Source organism: Marinobacter lipolyticus SM19 (genome assembly GCF_000397065.2).
Lineage (GTDB): Bacteria > Pseudomonadota > Gammaproteobacteria > Pseudomonadales > Oleiphilaceae > Marinobacter > Marinobacter lipolyticus.
Genome location: NZ_KE007326.1, coordinates 294991 through 312199, shown reverse-complemented (window position 1 = coordinate 312199; position 17209 = coordinate 294991). Strand labels below are relative to the sequence as shown.

The window sequence follows — 17209 nt, the reverse complement described above, 5'->3', positions numbered from 1 at the left end:
TTTTCCTCTCTGGTTCGGTTAATTTGAATCCTGTATTTATTGTCATATCTTTGTTGCTTTTTGTAGCGTAAATTTGCTGTATGTCACCGCAGTGTCATCGAAGTCGTGCAATTATCAATCCCGTCTTTTTTGGATAGTGGCCCGCTAAATGCACTGGCTATTTCAGTGCTTCCTTTTTTGTTGTAACCGGAAGATGCAGACGGCCACTAACGTCGCGTTCATGGCCACAGATTATTTGAGAAGGAGTTCCCGGCATGGTTCAGCAGCTTCAAACATCAGAGTTATCTTCAACCGTTCTTGAGCAGTTGCGAGGCAAGCACGTCCTTGTGACGGGTACGACTGGCTTTCTGGGCAAGGTGGTTCTGGAAAAGCTCATTCGTGCAGTTCCCGATATCGGTGGTATTCATTTATTGATCCGGGGCAACAAACGACACCCGAATGCTCGTGAGCGGTTCTTTCACGAAATTGCGACCTCCTCGGTGTTTGAACGGCTGCGTCAGGAGGACAACGAAGCCTTTGAAGCATTCATTGAAGAGCGGGTTCACTGTATTACCGGCGAAGTGACGAAGCCCCGGTTCGGGTTGACACCTGAGCGCTTTACCACACTTGCAAATCAAGCGGATGCATTCATCAACTCCGCTGCCAGTGTAAATTTCCGTGAAGAACTGGATAAGGCGCTCACCATCAACACCCTGTGCCTGAACAACGTGGTTGAGTTGGCGCGGCGGAACAGGAAAATGGCGGTAATTCAGGTATCCACCTGCTATGTGAATGGCAAGAATTCCGGTCAGGTGACAGAGTCGGTTATCAAACCTGCCGGCGAAAGCATTCCCCGCAGTACCGCCGGTTACTATGAGATCGAGGAACTGGTCAGGCTGCTTGAAGACAAGATTGCCGACGTCCGTTCCCGATACTCCGGCAAAGTTCTGGAAAAGAAACTGGTGGATCTGGGGATTCAGGAAGCTAACCGCTACGGCTGGAGTGATACCTACACTTTTACCAAGTGGCTGGGTGAGCAATTGTTGATGAAAGCCCTGGATCAGCGTGCACTGACCATTGTCAGGCCGTCCATCATCGAAAGTGCTCTGGAAGAACCTGCTCCGGGTTGGATTGAAGGTGTCAAGGTGGCCGATGCCATTATCCTGGCCTATGCCCGCGAGAAAGTAACGCTGTTCCCGGGCAAGCGCAGCGGTATTATCGATGTGATCCCGGTGGACCTGGTTGCCAATGCGATCATTCTCTCCCTTGCGGAAGCATTGGCTGAGGCTCCGCAGCGCAGGATTTACCAGTGTTGCAGCGGTAGTAGCAATCCCATTTCCCTGGGGGAGTTCATTGATCACCTGATGGCGGAATCCAAAGCCAATTACGCGGCCTATGACCAGTTGTTTTATCGCCAACCGAGCAAGCCGTTCATTGCGGTGAATCGCAAGCTGTTTGACGCAGTGGTCGGTGGCATGCGGGTGCCGTTGAGCCTGACCAGCCGGGTAATGCGAATGCTGGGGCAGAACCGGGAGCTTAAAACGTTGCGGAATCTGGATACCAGCCGGTCACTGGCAACGATATTCGGTTTCTACACCGCTCCGGATTATATTTTCCGCAATGACTCATTGCAGGCTCTTGCGTCCAGGATGGGAGAGCGGGACCAGGCATTGTTTCCGGTGGATGCCCGTCGGATCGATTGGTCACTCTATTTGCGCAAGATTCACCTCGCGGGATTGAATCAGTACGCCCTGAAAGAACGCAAGTTGTACAGTCTCCGCAGTGCAAAAGCTCGCAAACAAGCCGCTTGATGGTTCAGCAGGCGCCCGGACGACGATCGGGCGCCTTCGTCCTTCCCACCTTCCCGGCACCCCGTCTCGACACCTTGCGGTTCGTTGTGGCGGGACTATCCTTTAACTTGGGCTCTCATGGAACGTGATTACTCGTTGTTATCATATGGGTTTAGCGGCTATCTCGTAGAAAAGTTCAGGAACATTAGGACGTTAGTCTAATTCATTGTGTAGTGGCACACATGTTGAACTACAGCTATCCGTCTTCAGGGCCAAGATGCCCGACACTCTCTGTATTAAAAAAACCGATAATGACAACAGACTCTAAACTATAGGGGGAGCACAATGACTGAAAAACACGTTTATCCGGTGAGTCCGGAAGTGGCCAAGCACGCGCTGCTGAATCGTGAACAGTACGAGGAGATGTATCGCCAGTCCATTCAGGACCCGGATGCGTTCTGGGGAGAGCATGGCAAGCGTCTCGATTGGATCAAGCCGTTTTCAAGGGTCAAAAACACCACCTACGATTACGACAACCTTTCCATCAAATGGTTCGAGGACGGCGAACTGAATGCCTCCGCCAACTGCCTCGACCGTCATCTGGAAAAGCGTGGCGATCAGACGGCGATTATTTTCGAAGGTGACGACCCCTCCGACTCCCGTCATGTGACCTATCGCGAGCTGTATGAAGAAACCTGCAAGTTCGCCAATGTCCTGAAAGAGCAGGGTGTGAAAAAAGGGGATGTGGTCACCATTTACATGCCAATGATTGTTGAAACGGGCGTTGCCATGCTGGCCTGTGCCCGCATTGGGGCTATCCACTCCGTTGTATTCGGTGGTTTTTCACCGGAAGCCCTCGGAGCCCGTATCGCCAACGGTAAATCCCGCTTTGTGGTCACTGCCGATGAAGGTGTACGTGGCGGCCGCAAGATTCCGCTGAAGAAGAACGTAGACGCGGCTCTGAACAACGAAGCCAATGCTGATGTCGAAAAGGTGATTGTGGTTAAACGCACCGGCGGCGATGTGCCCTGGAAAGACGGCCGTGATCAGAGCTATGAAGAGCTTATGAAGAGCGCTTCAGCGGACTGTCCGGCGGAGCCAATGAACGCGGAAGATCCGTTGTTCATGCTGTACACCTCGGGCTCAACGGGCGCTCCCAAAGGCGTTCTGCACACCACCGGTGGTTATATGGTTTACACCTCCATGACCCACCAATACGTGTTCGATTATCACGATGGGGATATTTACTGGTGTACCGCCGACTTCGGTTGGGTCACCGGCCATAGTTACATCCTGTACGGTCCGCTTGCCAATGGCGCCACCACCGTTCTGTTTGAGGGGGTGCCCAACTATCCGGATACTTCCCGCATGGGCCAGGTGGTGGACAAGCACAAGGTCAACATCCTGTACACCGCGCCCACCGCCATCCGTGCCCTGATGGCCGAAGGCGAGTCCTGCATGAACGGCACTACCCGTGACAGCCTGCGTCTGCTGGGTTCCGTTGGCGAGCCCATCAACCCGGAGGCGTGGGAGTGGTACTATCGAGTCATCGGTAACAGCCAGTGCCCGATTGTGGATACCTGGTGGCAGACGGAAACCGGCGGCATCCTGATTTCGCCTTTGCCTGGCGCCATTGATCTGAAGCCTGGTTCTGCCACCGTACCATTCTTTGGTGTCAAGCCAGCGTTGGTGGATAACGACGGCAACATTCTGGAAGGTGAAACCGAGGGTAACCTGGTTATTCTGGATAGCTGGCCGGGTCAGATGCGCACCATCTATGGCGACCATGAGCGCTTCAAGCAAACCTACTTCAGCACCTACAAGGGCATGTATTTTACCGGTGACGGTGCCCGTCGTGACGAGGATGGCTACTACTGGATCACTGGTCGGGTGGATGACGTCCTGAACGTATCCGGTCACCGGTTGGGTACCGCCGAGGTCGAGAGTGCCCTGGTCGCACACGATAAAGTCGCCGAGGCAGCTGTGGTAGGCTACCCTCACGAAATCAAGGGGCAGGGCATCTATGTCTACGTGACCCTGGTTCACGGCGAGGAGCCCACCGACGAGCTGAAGAAGGAGCTGGTCCAGTGGGTGCGCAAGGAAATTGGTCCGATTGCGTCGCCGGATGTGATCCAGTGGGCGCCTGGACTGCCCAAGACCCGTTCTGGCAAGATTATGCGCCGGATTTTACGTAAAATCGCATCAAACGAGCATGATCAGCTGGGCGATACTTCCACACTGGCGGATCCGGGTGTGGTAGATGACCTGATCAGTGGTCGTGCGAACAAGTAAGGCCTGCTTGTTATCAGGCCGTTTACCTGTGAGGAATCTGTTGAATGACACAAACAATTATCGTCGCCGATGATCACCCGCTGTTTCGTGCAGCATTGAAGCAGGCGGTCAGTCAGGCGGTTCCTGATGCGGAAACAGTCGAGGTCGACAGCATCAAGGCGCTGCAGGCGGCGGTGGAGTCGCACCCGGATGCAGATCTGGTGCTGCTGGATCTTAATATGCCGGGTGCCCACGGATTCTCCGGACTCGTGTTTATGCGCGGGCAATATCCCGGGTTGCCAGTGGTGGTTGTGTCAGGATCGGAGGAATTGCAGGTGATGCGTCGCTCGATCGATTACGGGGCGTCCGGCTTCATTCCGAAGTCGGCGCCTCTGCCGACTATTACCGAGGCGATCCAGGCGGTTCTGGAAGGGGATGTCTGGCTGCCGAAAGGTGTGGCGGACAAGATTGAGCAGATGCATTCGGATATGACGGATTTTTCCGAGAAGCTGGCGTCGCTGACGCCGCAACAGTTCCGGGTGCTGGGTATGTTGGCGGAGGGGCTTCTGAACAAGCAGATTGCGTATGATCTGGATGTGTCGGAGGCGACCATCAAGGCGCATATTACGGCGGTGTTCCGGAAGCTGGGGGTTCGGAATCGGACTCAGGCGGTGATTGCGATTCAGCAGATGGAGATTGATCCTTCGGATCAGTCGTTGTCTGGTAGCTGACGTTCAGCTTTTTCGGTTTGTTATGAAGCGGGAGCCTTTGGGCTCCCGTTTTTTTTGTCTTTAGCCCTCTATTTTGGGAGTGGGGTGCTGGGCGGGTGGACCTTCCACGGGCACGCTACGAGCACATCCATGTGCGCTTCGCTTCGGCCTTCCCTGGCCGAAGAGATCCCGTGGAAGGTCCACCCGCCCAGCCCCTCCAACCCCGGTAATGGCTTCTCATTGCGAAAGTACGCGTGTACGCAAATATTTTTTTGATCACAAAATATTCATCTAAATGCCATTGTCATTGTGGTTTTCTTTCTGTAAATTCGGCTCACACTTGTACGCTCAAATTTAAATAGGCGTGCTGGACCATTGTGTTTTCAGAATGAAGGTGACGAATGAACGCTGCTGTTAAGCCCGATTCAATGGGAAATGCCGTGTTTGGGAAACCCGATGAGCGTGAGCTTCGGGACAGGATGAAGAAGGAGCTGCCTGCGGATACTTTCGAGGCGCAGACCTGGCGGGTGATCTGGTTTCTGCCGTTGCAGCTGATGATCTGGGGCGGGATTGTGACGATTCTGCTGGCGGGGCTGCCGTGGTATGCAAATCTGGGGCTTGGGCTGGTGGTGGGTCACACCATTGGCTGTCAGGCGCTGCTGGCCCATGAGGTGTTGCACGGGGCGCTGGGCATGAGCAAGCGTTGGCAGAATTTCTTTGGCTGGCTGGGGTTCGGGCCGATGATTGTCCCGCCGGAGTTCTGGCGTAAGTGGCATAACGTGGTGCATCACGGTAATACCAATACCGGTGACTCGGATCCGGACAGTTTCGGGACCATGCGTCGCTATAAAGCCGACCCCAAGCAGAAGAAGTTCACCAAGCTGGCGCCGGGGTCAGGTACCTGGTACAGCTATCTGTTCCTGACTTATTCGTTCACGTTCCATGCGCAGTTGGTGTTGTGGTTCCAGGCCAAGCGTCGCAAGCAGTTCCAGGGCATGGATCGCAGCAAGGCGATTCGTCAGACCTTTTACTGCACGGCGGCGTGGGCTGTACTTGCGGTGATTTCCGGTCCTCTGGCGCTGTTTACGGTGCTGGTACCGTTCATGGTGGCGAATGCCCTGGGGCAGGGGTATATCCTTACCAATCACTTCCTGCGTCCGCAGACGGCCACCAATAATCCGCTGGATAACTCCATGAGCCTGCGCAGCCATCCGGTTCTGGATCGATTGCACTTCCGGTTCAGTCATCATGTGGAGCACCATTTCTTTCCGAAAATGGGGCACAACATGGCACCGCGTGTGCGGAAGTGGCTGGAGGAGAATCACGGTGAGCGGTATATGGCTATGCCCCATGGCACGGCGCTGAAGCTGCTTTACACCACGCCGAGGGTTTATAAATCGTCGACGGAGTTGGTGGATCCGAATAATCCTGAGCGGGTGTTTGATTTGTTGCCGTTGCAGAGGCAATACGCGGCCAGATGATATTGTCGGATTACGCCTTCGGCTAATCCGACCTACGTTTTGCTGGTGGGCTGAACTGGGACAAATACTCGGAGGAGCGGGCGGAAGGGGCGTATTCCAAAACCGTGCGTAGCCATGGGTGGAGTGCGAAGCACTTCACGGGCGAGCCACGGACGGCTCGCCCTGGACCTTTAGCGCGACGCAGGAGCAATAAGCGCTGAAGGGCGGAGCCGAGCGTACAGGGAGGTATTCACAGCGTGTTTTGGAATACGCCCCTTCCGCCCGCTCCGGACCCGACTACTTGCTCCCGGCGTACCCCAACTCCTTGTCCACCAGATTGAACAGCTCCTCACCGCCATGCCAGCGATCAAAGTTCTCCAGGAACTGGTCGGTAAGGGCGCGTTTCCAGCCGATGAAGTCTCCGGCCATGTGGGCTGTCATGATGACGTTCTCCATGTCCCACAGCGGATGATCTTCCGGTAGCGGTTCTTCCTCAAACACATCCAGGCCGGCGCCGGCAATTTCGCCATTGCGCAGTGCATCGACCAGGTCGTCGGTCTTCACAATGGGGCCGCGGCCAATGTTGATCAGCCGAGCGTGGGGGCGCATGGTCTTGAATGCCTTGCTGTCGAACAGGCCTTCGGTTTGCGGTGTGAGTGGCGCGGCAATGACTACGTAATCCACCAGAGCCAGTTGCGTGAACAGGTCATCGTTACTGTGTACCGCGACAAAGTCAGCGTCGTCATGACGGGCCCTGCGGGCAATCCCGTGAGGTTTCATACCGATGGCACTGACCAGGCGAGCGATCTGGCGACCGATGGAACCGGCGCCCACCACCAGCACCTGATTGCCTTGCGCGCGTTCTGTGTCCCGATGCTGCCACTTGTGGTCCATCTGCAGGCGAATGGAGCGGGGAAAGTCCTTGGCGAACATCAGAATGGTGCAGAGCACGTATTCTGCAATCGTGCGGTCAAAAATGCCGCGGGCGTTGGTGACCGTGACATCGCCATTAATCAGGGCCGGGAACATCAGCGCATCGACGCCGGCGCTAGTGGCGTGTATCCACTGAAGTTTATCCGCCGATGGCCAGGCCGCTTCCAGGGCTTCCGTGCGAAAGTCAGTGACCATCATCACATCGGTGCCGGGCAAGGTGTCTCTCAGCGTGGGTTCGTCACAGGCAAACCTGACGGTGGCCCTGGCCCGGAGAGCATCCATTCCGGGCGGTTCCTGCTCGTCCGGGGCAGTCAGAACGGTTACGACCGGTTTGCTGTGTTTTGTCATCTGTCCTCCACTCACCTGATAACGCTGTCTGGGGGTGTCTGGAGCGCTTGGTAGGGCGTTACGATCCAGTTTTGTACAGTCTGGTTCGCAGGTGGCGGGCGGTCAACCCGGGATGCTGAAACAGTGGTATTCAGAGGCCGAAAAACAACAGCTTATCCAGGTCCTGAATCTTTCTGTTGTTATGCCTTGTCGCTCCCTTCTTTACTGACTAACCTGCATGAGTAGCTTCTTTTTTGCCTTGTTTGCAGGAGGTGTTCTTATGGCCGAAGCCGCCAACAACGAAACTGGCCAGACCAAGCCGCGGAAAGTGAAGTATCGCAAGAGCAAGGCCAGCTGGAACCCCGCCATGCAGGCAGTGCCGATTCCTGGCATTCGTCGTATGGTGAATATGGCGGCCACCATGAAGGATGTCATTCATCTGTCCATTGGTCAGCCTGATTTGCCGACGCCCAAGCACATCATCGATGCTTACATCGATGCCCTGAATGCGGGGCAGACCGGTTACACCATGGATGCAGGCTTGCCGGAACTGCTGGTGGCGCTGCGTGATTACTACGGCAAGCGCTATAACCGGCGATTGACCCGGGATAATATTCTGATCACCAGCGGTGCCACGGAGGCGATGTATCTGGCTATCTCTGCCACATCTGCGCCGGGACGGCAGTTTATAGTGACTGACCCATCATTCCTGCTCTATGCGCCGCTGATCAGGATGAACGGTGGCGAGGTCAAGTTCGTTCCGACCCGGGCGGAGAATAACCATCAGCTGGATCCGGATGAAGTGATCCGTGCCATGGGGGCCCGTACGTTTGCCCTGATCCTCAACAACCCGAACAACCCCACCGGAGCGGTCTATCCCCGCAGCACGGTGGAAACCATTCTGGAAGAATGTGCTTATCGAGGCGTTCAGGTCTATGCGGATGAGGTCTACGACCATCTGATTTTCGACGACGATGACTTTGCCAGCGTCCTGAACTGTTCAATGGACCTGGACAACATCATGTGTATCAGCAGCTTTTCCAAGACCTACAGCATGGCAGGATTGCGAGTGGGTTGGGTTATTTCGAGCCAGGCGGCCATCAAATCGCTTCGCCGCTATCACATGTTCACCACGTCCGTGGCCAACACGCCGTCTCAGTTTGCCGGGGTCGCGGCGCTGACCGGTGATCAGCAATGCGTCAAGGATATGGTCGATATATATCGCGAGCGCCGTGACAAGGTGGTTGAGCTGATTGATCAGACACCCTACCTGACCGGCTACAAGCCAGGCGGCGCATTCTTTGCCTTCCCGGATCTGCCGCCCCATGTGGATGGCTCGGATCTTTCCCTGCGCATGCTGAAGGAAACTGGTGTCTGCGTTGTCCCTGGTGATGCTTTTGGCGAGCATTGTACCAATGCGGTCAGGATCAGTTTCTCGACCACCTGCGAGAAGCTGGAAGAAGCCTTCGATCGCATTATACCCTGGATGGCAAAACAACAGTTCTGAGGTGGATATGTCAGCCCTGGACTCTGTTCTCATTCAATGTCCGTACTGCTGGGAAACGCTGGAAATCAGCGTTGACCCATCGGTGCGGGAGCAGGAGTATGTGGAGGACTGCCAGGTCTGTTGCCAGCCGATTCTGCTGAAGGTCATCGTGGGCGATGACCTGACGCCCACTGTGGAGGCCCAGGCGGAGAACGGGTAACTGTTCCTAACGAAATCTTAACCTACCTTGAAGTTGCGATAGCATAGGCTACCCCCTCGTATTCATGATCATATCCGGAGATTCATCCATGGGTTTTAATCGATCATCCGTTCTGTCGGCCCTCTGTATTCTGGCGGTGAGCCTGATTAGTGGCTGTGCCAGCCTGTCACCGTACTCGATTTCGGAAGCGACCCTGGAACGCCATTTTCAGGACGCCGTCACCGAATTCGACCGGGAACAACTGCGAAGTGGTTCGCCACTAAGCCTCAGCCTGAATGATGCAGACATTACGCTGGGGCCCGACGGTCGGGATGTGGCTGTTATAGACCTCAAGGGGCAGGTGGCATTGAACGCCCTGTTGACCAAGCTACCGGTGGACCTGGCGCTGAAAGTGGAGGGTGCGCCTGTTTATGATGCTGAGGAAAAGGCGGTTTATATCCGTCGCTTGCAGCTGCTTGAGAGCAGCATTGATTCCCCCCTGTTCAAGGGGGATCTCAAGCCCGTGACCGACAATGTGATGCGGGTAGTGGCGCAAATGCTGGAAACCATGCCGGTTTATCGCCTGGACGATACGGACCTTGCCCAACGTATGTTCGGGATGGTGCCAATGGACGTCCGGGTTGCTCCTGGTCGGCTTGAGTTCGTGATGTCAGAGTAAGCAGGGAAGAACGGAAAAGGGGCCGGAATCAGCGGCCCCTTTTTTGTTAACGGGCAGGTCAGGCGCTTACTTTCAGTGCTTCCTCAAAGATGTTCACCGCCTCGTCAATCTGTTGTTCATTGACGATCAGCGGCGGAAGCCAGCGTACGATTTCCTGGTAGGGGCCGCAGCGCAGCATCAGTAAGCCGCGCTTCTCGCATTCCTTGAGAATCCTGCCTGCACGATCACCGTCCGGAGCGTTGTCCCGGCGCATTTCCACACCGACCATCAGGCCCATCCCGCGAACGTCAGCCATGTCCGGATAGTCGTTCTTCAATTTCTGGAGACTGTCCCAAAGATGCTTGCCCATCTTATTGGCGTTTTCGACAAGCCCTTCCTCCCGGATAACGTCAATGGTTGCAATGGCTGCGGCAGCTGCCACCGCGTTGCCTCCGTAGGTGCCACCCTGGGAACCCGGCCAGCCCTTGGCCATGGTGTCTTCCGACGCGGCCAGGGCTGAAATCGGGAAACCGCTGGCCAGGCCCTTGGCAATCATGATGGCATCGGGCGTTACACCAAAGTGCTGGTGGGCCCAGAACTGGCCGCTGCGACCAAATCCGGCCTGAACTTCGTCGAACACCAGCATAATGCCATGCTTGTCACAGCGCTCCCGCAGGCCTTTCAGGAACCTGGCATTGGCGGGTACATAACCGCCTTCACCCTGTACTGGTTCGATCAGCATCGCGGCGGTTTCCCTGGGCGCAGAATAGGTGACAAAGATCCGGTCAAGCTCTCGTAGACAGAAATCAGTCGTGTCTTCAAGATTCCAGCCATAGTGGTGGGCGTGGGGGAAGGGGGCGACGACAACGCCACCCATCATCGGGCTGACGCCTGCACGGAGTCCGACGCTGGAAGTGGTTAGTGAAAGGGAGCCCATGGTGCGCCCGTGAAAACCACCATGGAATACAATGATGTTCGGACGTCCGGTGGCCTGTCGCACCAGACGGATGGCGCCCTCTGCCACCTCGGTACCGGCGTTGGAGAAAAAGAACGCATTCAACGGGTCCGGGGTGAGTTCGCCCAATTTTTCCGCCAGCTCCGGCAACCGTGGATTCATCACCGTGGTGGCCTGGGCATGAATCATGGTGGCAACCTGTTTCTGTGCAGCCTCCACAACCTTCGGGTGGCAATGACCGGTACTGGTGACACCGATGCCGGAGGTGAAATCCAGATACCGCCGGCCATCCGGATCGATGATATAGGCACCCTCGCCCTTGGCTGCGGTGATGCCAGTCGCCTGTTTCAGCAGTGGTGATAACTTGCCTTTATGGTCGGTCACGGTGCACCTCCCGAAGTGAATTTAGTCCCTCTTGCAGCCTAGTCCCAAAAAGACGCTTTTCAAATGAATGAGAAAGATTAATTGCTCTCCAGGCGATGGCAGATCGCGGTGCCGATTTCATGGGTACCACGCTGCGCTCCGGCGTTCTCCGCGAGATCTGCAGCCACGGCGTCAAACAGCTTCTGGCCCGCAGCGGCCAGTGCCGGGTCTTTTCGCCCCAGCCACTCCATCATGCGCGCGGTGGTAAACAGCATGGCCGTGGGATCAGCCAGACCCTGGCCGGCAATGTCCGGGGCACTGCCGTGGGTGGGCTCGAACATGGACGGCATCTTGGCATCGGTGGGGTTCAGGTTGCATGAAGGGGCAACCCCCATACCTCCTGACAGAACAGCAGCCAGATCCGTCAGGATGTCACCTTGCAGGTTGCTGGCAACCACCACATCAAACGCCCAGGGACACTGCACGAACTTCATGCAGGCGGCATCCACCAACTCGTGGTGGGTGGCCACATCCGGGTATTCCTTGCTGATTTCTTCAAAGGCCTCAGAGTACATATCACCCCAGTAGCGCAGGGCATTGCGCTTGGTGACAATGCAGACCTGGCTCTCGGAAGTGCGGCCATCCAGGGTTTTGAACTGACGGGTACGCCCCTGTTTCATCCGCTCGCCCGCGCGCAGACGGGCCTGTTCAAATCCGTAGCGAATGATCCGATCGGTGGCGTAACGGGTGAACACCTCCATCTGGGTGGCGACTTCGTTGGGGGTACCTTTGCGCAGGCGGCCACCCTGACTGACGTATTCGCCTTCACTATTTTCACGTATGACCAGCATGTCGATGTCTTTGGCGCGTTCATCAGCCAGATACTGGCGCGCTCCCGGAAGTAGCCGTGCTGGCCGTTCACAAACCCATTGATCAAACCCCTTACGCATATCCAGTAATGGTGCCAGGGAAATGCTGTCAGGCAACAGGTAACGTTGTGGATCATCTACCGGTCCGGGATCACCCAGTGCTCCGAGCAGGATGGCATCAAATGCTTTGAGTTGGTCCAGGGCATTTTCCGGCATGGATTCGCCATGTTCCTCATGCCAGGCATGGGACGGCCAGGGAAACCGTGTCCATTCCAGGTTCAGGTTGTGCCTGGAACGCAGAGTCTCCAGGCAACGCACAGCCTCGGCGACAACTTCAGGGCCAATGCCATCGCCAGGGGTAATTGCGATTCGGGATTTCTGGGCCATTCCGCGAGCTCCTGTTGGCTTATTGAATCGTATAGAACTGTAGCTGTCAGTGTAGTCACGTGGATTGGGGATGCCAGAGTTTTGAATGATTGGCGTTTTACCGGGGAGGGCTTCGAGGCTATAGTTGGAAAAGTCTATTGATTCGTAAATCAATTTGCTCGTTAGGGGCAGTCAAGGAGAGGATGTGAATCGGCCTGCCGTTCTGTTTGATGAGTCTGAATGTGAGCAATGTGCGTGTGGCGAGGGGTTGGATTTTTCCTTCTCTTTTGCCTTCCAACCCATCGTCGACGTACAGAGTAAAACCGTTTTTGCTTACGAAGCTTTGGTTCGTGGTATGGGCGGTGAGGGGGCCATGAGTGTTCTGGCAAACGTAAATGAGCGTAACAGGTACACGTTTGACCAGATCTGCCGGGTGAAAGCGGTCAAACTTGCCTCCAGGCTCAATATGGAGCCCATGCTCAGCATTAATTTCATGCCGAATGCGGTGTATGAGGCTAAATATTGCATCCGCACCACGTTGGCGGCTGCGAAAACCTATGATTTTGATACCTCGAAGATCATTTTTGAGGTTATTGAGGACGAGAAACTGACATCGGTAGAACACCTTGCCTCCATCATAGAGGACTACAAGGGAATGGGGTTCAGCACGGCGATTGATGATTTTGGAGCCGGATATTCCCGCTACGACATCATGACGCTCAGCCCTCCCGATCTTCTGAAACTGGATATGGATCTGATACGGAATATCCACCAGACACCCAACAAGCAGGCCGTGGTGGCAGGTATTATTACCATGATGCAAAAACTGGGCGGCAGGATTGTGGCTGAAGGCGTTGAAACTGAAGACGAATATGCCTGGTTGCGGTCGCAGGGTATTGATCTGTATCAGGGCTACCTTTTCGCCCGACCCACATTCGAGGCCCTTCCTGAGCCTTATTTTCCTGGCTAACTGGTCATTGAGGTTACATCTTGCTGTATCGCATTGTTACGATTGTTGGTGGACTGGTCTTTGTCATCGTCCTGTTCGCACTGATCTTGTTTTTCTGTAAAAAGTTCTTGTTACGTCACGGTGTTCAGGATCAGGTGTCCGACCGGGCAACGGTGCTGGCTACCTGGACGTTCGCCGGCATCAGTGTCGGGCTGGTGTTCGCCGTGGTGGGTGCGTTTATTCTGGGCCCCTGGGCGTTCTACCGCACCTTGCGGGGGCATGATGTGCCCGTTTCCGATGGTGCGGCTATCTGGTGGGGATTTGGCATCGTGGTCTTGTCCATGGGTATCACTGCGGCCGGGTTCCTCGGCTTCCTTGCTCTGGTCGGTGCTTACTGACCGGTACTCTCATGCAATATGTCGGAGTTGTTCGCGGAACCAGATCAACGCGGGCTCCCGTTCATAGGCTTTGTGCCAGTATAGGTGTACATCCAGGCTGGGCAGGTCTGCTGGCGGTGTCAGAATGCTTATGTTTGCGCGCTCAGCGATGATCCGCGCGTAGGTTTCCGGCATGGTCAGTAACAGGTCGGTCCCTTCGACGACCCGGCAGGCTGCGTAGTAATGCTGGCAACGCAGGCGTATATGCCGTTGCACGCCCAGACGCGACAGTTCGAAATCCTCAATCCCCGGTCCCTCAGTGCGTGAGGACACCAGCACGTGCTGGGCGGCAATGTACCTGTCCATCGTCAGCTCACCTTCAGCTAACGGGTGCCCAGCTCTCGCCAGCACCACTAATCGGTCCCGCCGTAACAGCTCGTGGGCGGTCTGATTGCTCACTGGCAACAGCACGTCCACCGCAAAATCCAGCTTCCCGGCTGCCAGTTGGGTCTCCATATCCCGCCGGGGAATCCGCTGGCTGACGATTTCCAGCTCCGGATACTGATCGAGCCGCTGCATGAGCTGTGGCAGGAAGGTCGATTCCAGAATATCCCGCAAGGCCAGGGAGTAGGTCTTGCGCTGGGTGGCGGGATCAAAGGCGTGGAACTGGTTCACCGCCCCCTGAATCTGCGTCAGCCCCGGCCGCATGGATTCCAGGAACCGGCGGGCGAGCGGTGTGGGAATCATCTGGTTGCCCTGACGGGTGAACAATGGATCGTCAAAATGCTCCCGCAACCGGGACAGAGAATGACTGACCGCCGGTTGTGTCAGGTGCAGTGCCTTGGCCGCGCGGGTGAGGCTACCTTCCCGATAGATGGTGTCGAAAACGTGCAGAAGATTCAGATCCAGCCGATTCAGGGCCATAATTTTACCGATCCATGAATAAGTATGACTAATGATAAATGATAAGAATAATTCAGTCGCGTAATAGTGTATTGGATCATAGACTGGTGGGATAGTGCTCAACCAATGAGGGGACGACGATGGATTTCAGTATTTCCGAAAAGGGGCAGGATTACCTCAACCGCGTGAAGCAATTCATGAAGGACGAGATATTTCCGATTGAAGAACAGTACCACCGGGAGCTGGCGTCGCTGGACAACCGCTGGGTGGTGCTGCCCATCATCAAGGAGCTGAAGGAGAAGGCCAAAGCTCAGGGCCTTTGGAACATGTTCTTCCCGGACGAAAAACACGGTTGTGGCCTGCTCAATTCCGATTACGCCCTGATTGCCGAAGAAACCGGCCGTAGCTTCATTGCTCCGGAGATCTTCAACTGCAACGCGCCGGACACCGGCAATATGGAAGTGCTGATCCATTACGGCTCTGAGGAGCAGAAAGCCGAGTGGCTGCCACGGTTGCAAAGCGGCGAAATCCGTTCCGCTTTCTGTATGACCGAGCCGGCGGTTGCCTCGTCCGATGCCACCAACATGGAAGCCACCGCCATTGTTGAAGGTGATGACGTGGTTCTCAATGGTCGCAAATGGTGGAGCACCGGCATTGGTCACCCGGATTGCAAGGTAGCCATCTTTATGGGGCTGACCGACCCGGATGCACCCAAGCACCGTCGCCACTCGATGGTTCTGGTGCCGCTGGATACCCCGGGCGTGAAGATTGAACGCATGCTGCCGGTGTTTGGTGAATACGACGAGCCCTACGGCCATGGTGTCGTCGCTTTCGAGAATGTCCGTTTGCCGAAAAGCGCCTTTATTGCCGGCCCCGGCCGTGGTTTTGAAATTGCCCAGGGCCGTCTGGGACCGGGCCGTGTTCATCACTGTATGCGCGCTATCGGTGCCGCTGAGCGCACTCTGGAGTTGTTGATCAAGCGTGCAACAAGTCGTGAAGCTTTTGGCCGACCGATCGCGAAACTGGGTGGCAATCCGGACATTATCGCCAATGCCCGCATGTCGATTGAGCAGGCTCGTTTGCTGACTCTCAAGTGTGCCTGGGCGCTGGATACCAAGGGTATCGCCGGGGCGCTTCAGGAAGTTTCCATGATCAAGGCGGTGATTCCGTCCATGCTGCAGACCATTGTGGATCAGGCGATTCAGATTCACGGTGGGGCTGGCGTCAGCGACGATGATTTCCCACTGACGCAGTTGTTCGCCTATGCTCGAGTATTGCGGTTGGCCGATGGGCCGGACGAGGTTCATCGGGCTATGGTGGCTAGGCTGGAACTGCAGAAGTACAAAAACTGAGACCTCTGGTTTTGGTGGCGGGAGCCGGCGGGGTGGTGTTTCTGAAAACCGCTCCTTCGGCACATCCATGTGGCGCTTCTGCTCCGCCATCCATGGCTCCGCAAATTTTCAGAAACACCACCCCGCCGGCTCCTTCAAACTTTGGGAGTCGCCTTCTGGGGTGCTTTTTGTGTAGGTGGTGCAAGCCCTGATAACGGTAGTTTATGGGGTGTCTTAAACGGGCTGGATCAGCTATCTGAGATGTCAGGGTGCTGGTGCCGGGTAGCCCCTTCCAAAACGTTGCGGAGCCATGGATGGCGGAGCACAGCGTACAGGGATGTATTCACAGCGTGTTTTGGAAGGGGCTACCCGGCACCAGCTTATGCACCAAAGCAAAATATCCAAACTCAAAAAACAACGGTGAGAACACACATGACACAAAGAGTATTTATCACAGGTGGGGCCAGCGGCCTGGGTCGGGCAATTGCACTGCGTTATGCCAAAGAGGGCGCCAAGGTCTGCATTGGTGATATCAACCCGGAGCAGGGCGTTGAGGTTGAGAAAGAGATCAACGCTGCCGGTGGCGAAGGCTATTTTGTTGAGTGTGATGTCCGCAGGTTGACCGATTTCGAAAAGGTACGGGACGATCTGGTCAAGAAGTGGGGCGGTGTTGATGTGGTGGTGAACAACGCCGGTGTTGCCTCTGCAGGCTCCATCGAGGATACCACCATGGCGGACTGGGAGTGGATTCTGGACATCAACGTTTTGGGCGTGGTCCGTGGCTGCAAGGCGTTTACGCCGCAATTCAAACAGCAGGGTTCTGGTGCGTTTGTGAATGTGGCCTCCATGGCCGGTCTGATGCTCGCGCCGCTGATGGACAGCTACAATGTTACCAAGGCCGGGGTTATTGCCCTGTCCGAGACGCTGAGCCAGGAGTTGAGGGATTCCGGGATCCATGTGAGTTGCGTGTGTCCGGCGTTTTTCCAGACCAACCTGACCAGCAGCATGCGTTCGGATATTCCCGGTATTCAGCAGAACGTGAACAAGCTGATGAAGCGCTCCAGTGTCACCGCGGACGATGTGGCGGAGGATATCTTCCGTTCCGTTAAGGAGAAGGATTTCTGGGTGCTGCCCCATGCCAAGGAGCGTCGTATGTGGATGCTCAAGCGCCATGCACCCTGGGCCTTTGACTGGCTGATGCACCAGGAGAGCAAGCGCTGGATGAACAAGATGGGCGGCGGTAAGGCGTAAGTGTTGCCGTTGCCCCTTTCATGAAGAAGTCT

Annotated in this window: 15 protein-coding genes; 11 read left to right on the top strand and 4 right to left on the bottom strand. The window is 55.7% G+C overall.

What is annotated here, in order from left to right:
• Positions 1–254 precede the first annotated feature (254 nt).
• The 4 genes from MARLIPOL_RS13550 (at position 255) to MARLIPOL_RS13535 (ending at position 6231) form a co-directional block, all read left to right on the top strand.
• On the top strand, positions 255–1790 hold the full coding sequence (locus MARLIPOL_RS13550) for a fatty acyl-CoA reductase (protein WP_012138772.1): 1536 nt from the start codon (positions 255–257) through the stop codon (positions 1788–1790).
• Positions 1791–2114: 324 nt separating this feature from the next.
• The gene (gene acs, locus MARLIPOL_RS13545) at positions 2115–4061 is read left to right on the top strand and encodes an acetate--CoA ligase (RefSeq protein ID WP_012138771.1); all 1947 of its coding nucleotides are present in this window, start codon (positions 2115–2117) and stop codon (positions 4059–4061) included.
• A 44-nt stretch (positions 4062–4105) separates the two neighbouring features.
• Positions 4106–4771, top strand: a complete 666-nt coding sequence (locus MARLIPOL_RS13540; RefSeq protein WP_012138770.1) for a response regulator transcription factor — start codon at positions 4106–4108, stop codon at positions 4769–4771.
• Between the two features lie 419 nt (positions 4772–5190).
• Positions 5191–6231: a fatty acid desaturase family protein gene (locus tag MARLIPOL_RS13535; RefSeq protein ID WP_228677622.1), complete on the top strand. Its 1041-nt coding sequence runs from the start codon at positions 5191–5193 to the stop codon at positions 6229–6231.
• Between the two features lie 276 nt (positions 6232–6507).
• Here MARLIPOL_RS13535 and MARLIPOL_RS13530 read toward each other — a convergent pair whose 3' ends face one another.
• Positions 6508–7491, bottom strand: coding sequence for a D-2-hydroxyacid dehydrogenase (locus MARLIPOL_RS13530; protein ID WP_012138767.1), 984 nt, complete (start codon positions 7489–7491; stop codon positions 6508–6510).
• A gap of 259 nt (positions 7492–7750) precedes the next feature.
• On the opposite strand from MARLIPOL_RS13530, the gene MARLIPOL_RS13525 reads away from it, so the two are divergent.
• The 3 genes from MARLIPOL_RS13525 (at position 7751) to MARLIPOL_RS13515 (ending at position 9834) form a co-directional block, all read left to right on the top strand.
• Positions 7751–8977, top strand: a complete 1227-nt coding sequence (locus tag MARLIPOL_RS13525) for a pyridoxal phosphate-dependent aminotransferase (protein ID WP_012138766.1) — start codon at positions 7751–7753, stop codon at positions 8975–8977.
• Positions 8978–8984: 7 nt separating this feature from the next.
• The gene (locus MARLIPOL_RS13520; protein ID WP_012138765.1) at positions 8985–9176 is read left to right on the top strand and encodes a CPXCG motif-containing cysteine-rich protein; all 192 of its coding nucleotides are present in this window, start codon (positions 8985–8987) and stop codon (positions 9174–9176) included.
• 88 nt (positions 9177–9264) lie between these two features.
• Positions 9265–9834, top strand: coding sequence for a DUF1439 domain-containing protein (locus tag MARLIPOL_RS13515; protein WP_012138763.1), 570 nt, complete (start codon positions 9265–9267; stop codon positions 9832–9834).
• Positions 9835–9892: 58 nt separating this feature from the next.
• Here the strand turns inward: MARLIPOL_RS13515 and MARLIPOL_RS13510 are convergent, their stop codons facing one another.
• Together MARLIPOL_RS13510 and MARLIPOL_RS13505 are read right to left on the bottom strand one after the other, a co-directional pair.
• Positions 9893–11152, bottom strand: a complete 1260-nt coding sequence (locus tag MARLIPOL_RS13510; RefSeq protein ID WP_012138762.1) for an aspartate aminotransferase family protein — start codon at positions 11150–11152, stop codon at positions 9893–9895.
• A gap of 77 nt (positions 11153–11229) precedes the next feature.
• Entirely contained in the window at positions 11230–12387 is a 1158-nt protein-coding gene (locus MARLIPOL_RS13505; RefSeq protein WP_012138760.1) for an isocitrate/isopropylmalate dehydrogenase family protein, read from the bottom strand.
• A gap of 184 nt (positions 12388–12571) precedes the next feature.
• On the opposite strand from MARLIPOL_RS13505, the gene MARLIPOL_RS13500 reads away from it, so the two are divergent.
• Together MARLIPOL_RS13500 and MARLIPOL_RS13495 are read left to right on the top strand one after the other, a co-directional pair.
• Positions 12572–13336: an EAL domain-containing protein gene (locus MARLIPOL_RS13500; protein ID WP_012138759.1), complete on the top strand. Its 765-nt coding sequence runs from the start codon at positions 12572–12574 to the stop codon at positions 13334–13336.
• A 20-nt stretch (positions 13337–13356) separates the two neighbouring features.
• On the top strand, positions 13357–13713 hold the full coding sequence (locus tag MARLIPOL_RS13495; RefSeq protein WP_012138758.1) for a hypothetical protein: 357 nt from the start codon (positions 13357–13359) through the stop codon (positions 13711–13713).
• A gap of 9 nt (positions 13714–13722) precedes the next feature.
• Here MARLIPOL_RS13495 and MARLIPOL_RS13490 read toward each other — a convergent pair whose 3' ends face one another.
• The gene (locus MARLIPOL_RS13490) at positions 13723–14616 is read right to left on the bottom strand and encodes a LysR family transcriptional regulator (RefSeq protein WP_012138757.1); all 894 of its coding nucleotides are present in this window, start codon (positions 14614–14616) and stop codon (positions 13723–13725) included.
• A gap of 119 nt (positions 14617–14735) precedes the next feature.
• Here MARLIPOL_RS13490 and MARLIPOL_RS13485 point away from each other — a divergent pair, with 119 nt between their 5' ends.
• Positions 14736–15947 carry an acyl-CoA dehydrogenase family protein gene (locus MARLIPOL_RS13485; RefSeq protein ID WP_012138756.1) on the top strand — a complete coding sequence of 404 codons (1212 nt, stop codon included), beginning with the start codon at positions 14736–14738 and terminating at the stop codon, positions 15945–15947.
• A 411-nt stretch (positions 15948–16358) separates the two neighbouring features.
• Entirely contained in the window at positions 16359–17177 is an 819-nt protein-coding gene (locus MARLIPOL_RS13480; protein WP_012138755.1) for an SDR family oxidoreductase, read from the top strand.
• The last annotated feature ends 32 nt before the right edge of the window (positions 17178–17209 follow it).

Coding starts and splice junctions, on each gene's coding strand:
- MARLIPOL_RS13550 (WP_012138772.1), top strand. CDS start 255: ATGGTTCAGCAGCTTCAAACATCAGAGTTATCTTCAACCGTTCTTGAG.
- acs (WP_012138771.1), top strand. CDS start 2,115: ATGACTGAAAAACACGTTTATCCGGTGAGTCCGGAAGTGGCCAAGCAC.
- MARLIPOL_RS13540 (WP_012138770.1), top strand. CDS start 4,106: ATGACACAAACAATTATCGTCGCCGATGATCACCCGCTGTTTCGTGCA.
- MARLIPOL_RS13530 (WP_012138767.1), bottom strand. CDS start 7,491: ATGACAAAACACAGCAAACCGGTCGTAACCGTTCTGACTGCCCCGGAC.
- MARLIPOL_RS13525 (WP_012138766.1), top strand. CDS start 7,751: ATGGCCGAAGCCGCCAACAACGAAACTGGCCAGACCAAGCCGCGGAAA.
- MARLIPOL_RS13520 (WP_012138765.1), top strand. CDS start 8,985: ATGTCAGCCCTGGACTCTGTTCTCATTCAATGTCCGTACTGCTGGGAA.
- MARLIPOL_RS13515 (WP_012138763.1), top strand. CDS start 9,265: ATGGGTTTTAATCGATCATCCGTTCTGTCGGCCCTCTGTATTCTGGCG.
- MARLIPOL_RS13505 (WP_012138760.1), bottom strand. CDS start 12,387: ATGGCCCAGAAATCCCGAATCGCAATTACCCCTGGCGATGGCATTGGC.
- MARLIPOL_RS13490 (WP_012138757.1), bottom strand. CDS start 14,616: ATGGCCCTGAATCGGCTGGATCTGAATCTTCTGCACGTTTTCGACACC.
- MARLIPOL_RS13485 (WP_012138756.1), top strand. CDS start 14,736: ATGGATTTCAGTATTTCCGAAAAGGGGCAGGATTACCTCAACCGCGTG.
- MARLIPOL_RS13480 (WP_012138755.1), top strand. CDS start 16,359: ATGACACAAAGAGTATTTATCACAGGTGGGGCCAGCGGCCTGGGTCGG.